This is a genomic window from Flavobacterium sp. (assembly GCF_039930565.1).
Classification (GTDB): domain Bacteria; phylum Bacteroidota; class Bacteroidia; order Flavobacteriales; family Flavobacteriaceae; genus Flavobacterium.
Genome location: NZ_JBDTTP010000136.1, coordinates 1 through 5,077 on the forward strand (window position 1 = coordinate 1; position 5,077 = coordinate 5,077).

General features: G+C 34.3%; 5 protein-coding genes. 2 read left to right on the plus strand and 3 right to left on the minus strand.

Annotation, left to right across the window (positions count from 1 at the left end; all coding sequences use genetic code 11):
• Nucleotide 1 precedes the first annotated feature (1 nt).
• Complete coding sequence (locus ABI657_RS18860) at nt 2-517, plus strand: DUF2892 domain-containing protein (RefSeq protein ID WP_348098818.1); 516 nt, start codon at nt 2-4, stop codon at nt 515-517.
• A gap of 166 nt (nt 518-683) precedes the next feature.
• Here ABI657_RS18860 and ABI657_RS18865 read toward each other — a convergent pair whose 3' ends face one another.
• Nucleotides 684-1,343, minus strand: a complete 660-nt coding sequence (locus ABI657_RS18865) for an alpha/beta hydrolase (protein WP_348098819.1) — start codon at nt 1,341-1,343, stop codon at nt 684-686.
• A gap of 241 nt (nt 1,344-1,584) precedes the next feature.
• On the opposite strand from ABI657_RS18865, the gene ABI657_RS18870 reads away from it, so the two are divergent.
• Entirely contained in the window at nt 1,585-1,869 is a 285-nt protein-coding gene (locus ABI657_RS18870) for an N-acetyltransferase (protein ID WP_348098820.1), read from the plus strand.
• Between the two features lie 58 nt (nt 1,870-1,927).
• On the opposite strand, the gene ABI657_RS18875 is transcribed toward ABI657_RS18870, so the two are convergent.
• Complete coding sequence (locus tag ABI657_RS18875) at nt 1,928-3,562, minus strand: ABC-F family ATP-binding cassette domain-containing protein (RefSeq protein ID WP_348098821.1); 1,635 nt, start codon at nt 3,560-3,562, stop codon at nt 1,928-1,930.
• Between the two features lie 242 nt (nt 3,563-3,804).
• Nucleotides 3,805-4,980, minus strand: coding sequence for a GlmU family protein (locus ABI657_RS18880; RefSeq protein WP_348098822.1), 1,176 nt, complete (start codon nt 4,978-4,980; stop codon nt 3,805-3,807).
• Nucleotides 4,981-5,077 lie beyond the last annotated feature (97 nt).

The following is a 5,077-nucleotide window of genomic DNA, read 5'->3' on the forward strand; positions in this document are numbered from 1 at the left end:
TATGTTTCACAAAAATATTAAACTTATTTTAGCCGGACTTCTTGTAGTCGCTGGCATTTGGCAATTTACAGAAAGCAATATCGGGAACGGAATCTTCCTTATTTTATTGACTGCAATTCCGATTTTTCTTTACTTCAAAAACGAATTTATCCTTTTGGCTTTCCTTAAGTTAAGAAAACAAGACTTCGAAGGCGCTAAAAAGTGGCTGGCATACATTAAAAACCCTGAAACTGCATTGGTCAGAAAGCAGCAAGGGTACTTCAATTACTTACACGGAATCATGTTATCACAGACCAATATCAATCAGGCTGAGAAACATTTTAAGAAAGCAATCGAATTGGGACTATCAATGAATATGGATTTAGCCGTAGCGAAATTAAACCTTGCCGGAGTTGCCATGTCACGCAGAAGAAAACTGGAAGCAACTAATCTGTTAAACGAAGCTAAAAAACTGGACAAACAGGGTATGCTGAAAGAACAAATCACCATGATGAAAGAACAAATGAAGAAAATCTAAATTTTCATTTACAAATCGAAAAGCCTTTGAAGTATTAATTTCAAAGGCTTTTTTGTTTCAGGAGCTATTTCCTGCTATCCGCTGCAATCTTTTATTCCGCTAAAAAGCTTCATAAAAGGATTTCCACTTCTATCAGGGCTAGGGCTTCACGTTTTATAAGAAATATTTATTTTTCCAATATAATCGAAGGCAAATTCTCATTCAGCCATTTGTATTTATTAAGGATCATAATATGCGTTCCCCCTTTTACCACAATACATTTCTTAATGTATTTGATCGGAAAAATCTCGTCCTGATCACCATGAATATGAACTACGCTTTCATCAATTTCACATCTGTCCCACAAAATTACCGATTCGACAGCCCATTGCAAATAATTGAGATCACGCATCGCCAGGAACTTTTCATATAACTTAATCCGTTTGTTGATTTTTTCACCAAAAGAAAACTTAGCCAGATTCTCTATATTCAGCAATAACTTCATCGGAATCAATTTATAAGCCTTTGTAGTTTTCCCGATTTTCATTCTTCGGGGAAATTCAGCATTACATCTTACACTTGAAATAATAATAACTTTTCTGGCTTTAATATGCCTCGACATTTCCTGAACCAAAATCCCACCAAAAGAAACCCCTATCAAAACAGGGTTTTCATGTTTTATTTTTTTGGTAATCCGAAGAGCATAATCTGATAACGATTCTTTTTTATGTGGAATTTCCCACTCTAATAAACAAATCTCAAAAACAGATTCATCCAAAGCAATTCTTTCAAAAATTGAAGAGCTTGCAGCCAGACCAGGCATAAAATACACAGGAATTCTATCCATTATAATTCATAATTAATTCGTCTCTAAAATTACTTTTTTTTAATGAAATGCCATAAATTTTCACAAATGATATTTTTCATGTTATTCAGCCAATTTAAAACGCAGTTCATCTGATATTCAGAAAATAATTTAATATTGAAAATCAAATGATTACCTTTGTATTCAGAATTACCAAATACTCAGGTTAATTCTTCTTTTTTTCAAATAGCACTTAAACAAATAATCTTAGACCTATTCTATTATGGAAATCAAAGACAATGCTTTTGCCCGACAATTTGAAACCTCATCAGCAACAGGACTCGTATCAATTGAATATTCATTTCAGGAAAAGAAGATTTTTTTAACAAAAATCAACACTCCTGATTCGTTTCAGGATGATGAATTAGTATCTGATATGCTAAAAAAAATCATGGAATTATCCATTGAAAAAAAATTCAAGGTAGTCCCTATTCATCCTAAAATAGTAGTTTTTTTCAAAAAAAATCCAGTTTACAAAGAATTGCTTCCTCCCGGAATACGTTTATAATTTCATAAAAAAAGCACAAGAATCAACTTGTGCTTTTTTATTTTATATCATTCGTAAATTACTTTTCGATTTCTCTCATGGAATCCATTTTCTTGTGAGCCAGGAATCCTGCCACATCTTCGAAATGTTCTTTTACTCTTTTGTTTCCAAATTCAAAAACCTTTGTTGCCAATCCGTCAAGGAAGTCACGGTCGTGAGAAACCAGGATTAAAGTTCCGTCAAAATCACGCAATGCATCTTTAATGATATCTTTAGTCTTCATGTCCAGGTGATTTGAAGGCTCATCCAATATCAATAAATTAACAGGCTCCAACAATAATTTTATCATGGCCAAACGTGTTTTCTCACCACCCGAAAGCACTTTTACTTTTTTGGTAATATCATCACCCTGAAACATAAACGCTCCCAAAATATTTTTAATCTGAGTTCTTACGTCTCCCACAGCAATATTATCAATAGTTTCAAAAATGGTAGCATTTTCGTCTAACAACGAAGCCTGGTTTTGGGCAAAATATCCAATTTGCGAATTATGGCCTATCTCTACACTTCCTTCATCAATTCCAATTTCTTTCATGATTGCTTTGATCATGGTAGATTTTCCTTCACCATTTTTACCAACAAAAGCTACTTTCTGACCTCTTTCGATTACAATATTAGCATCTTTAAAAACAACATGATGTCCGTAAGATTTTGATAAATCTTTTACTACAACAGGATATTGTCCTGAACGTGCTGCTGGCGGAAACTTTAATTTTAATGCAGAATTATCTACTTCATCAACCTGAACAATAACTAATTTTTCCAGCATTTTAACACGAGACTGAACGGCATCGGTTTTAGAAAAAGTTCCTTTAAAACGATCAATAAATGTTCGGTTATCAGCAATCATCCTTTGCTGCTCATCGTAAGCTTTTTGCTGGTGGATACGACGGTCTTTTCTTAATTCCAGGTAATGAGAATACTTTGCTTTGTAATCGTAAATTCTTCCCATAGTAACTTCAATGGTACGATTGGTAATATTATCCACAAAAGCCCTGTCATGCGAAATTACCACAACCGCTTTAGCCTGATTAATCAAAAACTCCTCTAACCATTGGATACTTTCGATATCCATGTGATTGGTAGGTTCATCGAGTAAAATTAAATCGGGTTTTTGCAATAAAATTTTCGCAAGCTCGATACGCATTCTCCATCCTCCTGAAAATTCAGAAGTCTGACGTGTAAAATCCTCACGCTCAAAACCTAAACCCACTAAAATTTTCTCTACTTCGGCTTCGTAATTAACTTCTTCAATTGCATAAAACTTCTCACTTAAGTCAGAAACTCTTTCGATCAATTTCATGTAAGCATCACTTTCATAATCTGTACGGACAGTTAATTGTTCGTTGATTTCGTCAATTTCAGCTTTCATGCTAAAAATTTCACCAAAAGCTTTTGAGGCTTCTTCCATTACAGTTGAGCCGTCTTTCGTCAATAAATGCTGAGGCAGATAAGCCACAACAGCATCTTTTGGAGCCGAAACGTTTCCGGTTGATGGCTTGCTCTGACCTGCAATTATTTTTAGAAGTGTCGATTTTCCCGCACCATTTTTACCCATAAGGGCAATTTTATCATTTTCATTGATAGCAAAAGAAACATCGCTAAATAATGTAGTTCCACCAAACTGAACCGAAATATCGTTAACTGTAATCATTACTTTTTGTGAATTTGTTTAATCGGTTAGCCTTTTATGACTGCCCATTTTTTTCGTGGTGCAAAGATAGATTTAATTAGATAATGTGGCAATTAGATAATTAGATAATTTTTAGAATTAGAAAATGTGTCAATTAGAAAATTAGATAATTCCAAAAACCTCAATAAAAATAAAACCCGACAAGTTTTAAAACCTGTCGGGTTACAAAAATTATCTAATTGGCTAATTATCTCATTGCCACATTAATCTTTTCTCCATTTTTTCGTTTCTTCAAAAACATGTTCTAAAATAGCCGCTTCGTTTTCGTCGAAATCTATATTTCTGCGTCCCATAACCAATTTTGCAGTTTCAAAAGCTTTTTTGGTAATGTAAGTGGTAAAACCTGCCGCTCCTCCCCATGAAAAACTTGGGACAAAATTGCGGGGAAAACCAGATCCGAAGATATTAGCGCTCACTCCTACCACTGTCCCTGTATTGAACATAGTATTGATTCCGCATTTACTGTGATCACCCATCATTAAACCACAAAACTGAAGTCCTGTTTTTGCAAAACCTTCTGTTTCATAGCTCCATAATTTCACTTCTTCGTAGTTGTTTTTTAGGTTCGAATTATTGGTATCAGCCCCTATGTTACACCATTCTCCCAGAACAGAATCGCCTAAAAATCCATCATGTCCTTTGTTTGAATTTGCAAAAAGGACAGAATTTTTGACCTCCCCTCCTATTCTGGAACCCGGTCCAACTGTAGTTGCCCCGTAAACCTTGGCATTCAGTTTAACCTGTGCATTTTCGCATAAAGCAAAAGGACCCCGAATTACGGTTCCTTCCATAATTTCTGTATTCTTACCTATATATATTGGTCCAGCCGAAGCGTTTAGTATTACAAATTCTAATTTTGCACCTTCTTCGATAAATATATTTTCAGGCGCAATAACATTTACGCTTTTGGGAATTGGCTGAGAATTCCTGTCTTCTGTCAGGTAATTAAAATCTGCACGGATTGCAGCATCATTTTTAGAAAAAATATCCCAGGTATGTTCTATAGTCAAACAATCATCATTATATTGAATAATTTCATAAGAATCGAAATCCACTTTTTCCTGATTTTCAGTTGTAAAAAATGCAATTACATCGTCTCCTTTGAAAATTGCCTGATTTTCTTTTAAATCAGATACCATTCCTACAAGTCTGTCATTTGGCAGATACGCAGCATTGATCATTACGTTTTCTTCCATTTCTACCATTGGAAATTTTGCCGATAAATATTCCTCAGTAATTGTAGTGATAGTTGAACCCAAACGTGCTTCCCATTTTTGACGAATGGTCATAATTCCGATTAGAATATCAGCCACGGGTCTTGTAAAAGTAAACGGTAATAAAGCATTCCGAACAGGACCGTCGAATAGAATGTAATTCATAAATTAATTAATGTTTGTTAAAATTTTTGAGTTGGTTACCTGGATCAAAGTTACAAATATTTTATTTGTATCATTAAAGATGTTTTTTTCTGAGGAA

Excerpts from the sequence above, each read along its gene's own strand:
- ABI657_RS18870 (WP_348098820.1), top strand. The coding sequence starts at position 1,585 with ATGGAAATCAAAGACAATGCTTTTGCCCGACAATTTGAAACCTCATCA.
- ABI657_RS18860 (WP_348098818.1), top strand. The coding sequence starts at position 2 with ATGTTTCACAAAAATATTAAACTTATTTTAGCCGGACTTCTTGTAGTC.
- ABI657_RS18880 (WP_348098822.1), bottom strand. The coding sequence starts at position 4,980 with ATGAATTACATTCTATTCGACGGTCCTGTTCGGAATGCTTTATTACCG.
- ABI657_RS18865 (WP_348098819.1), bottom strand. The coding sequence starts at position 1,343 with ATGGATAGAATTCCTGTGTATTTTATGCCTGGTCTGGCTGCAAGCTCT.
- ABI657_RS18875 (WP_348098821.1), bottom strand. The coding sequence starts at position 3,562 with ATGATTACAGTTAACGATATTTCGGTTCAGTTTGGTGGAACTACATTA.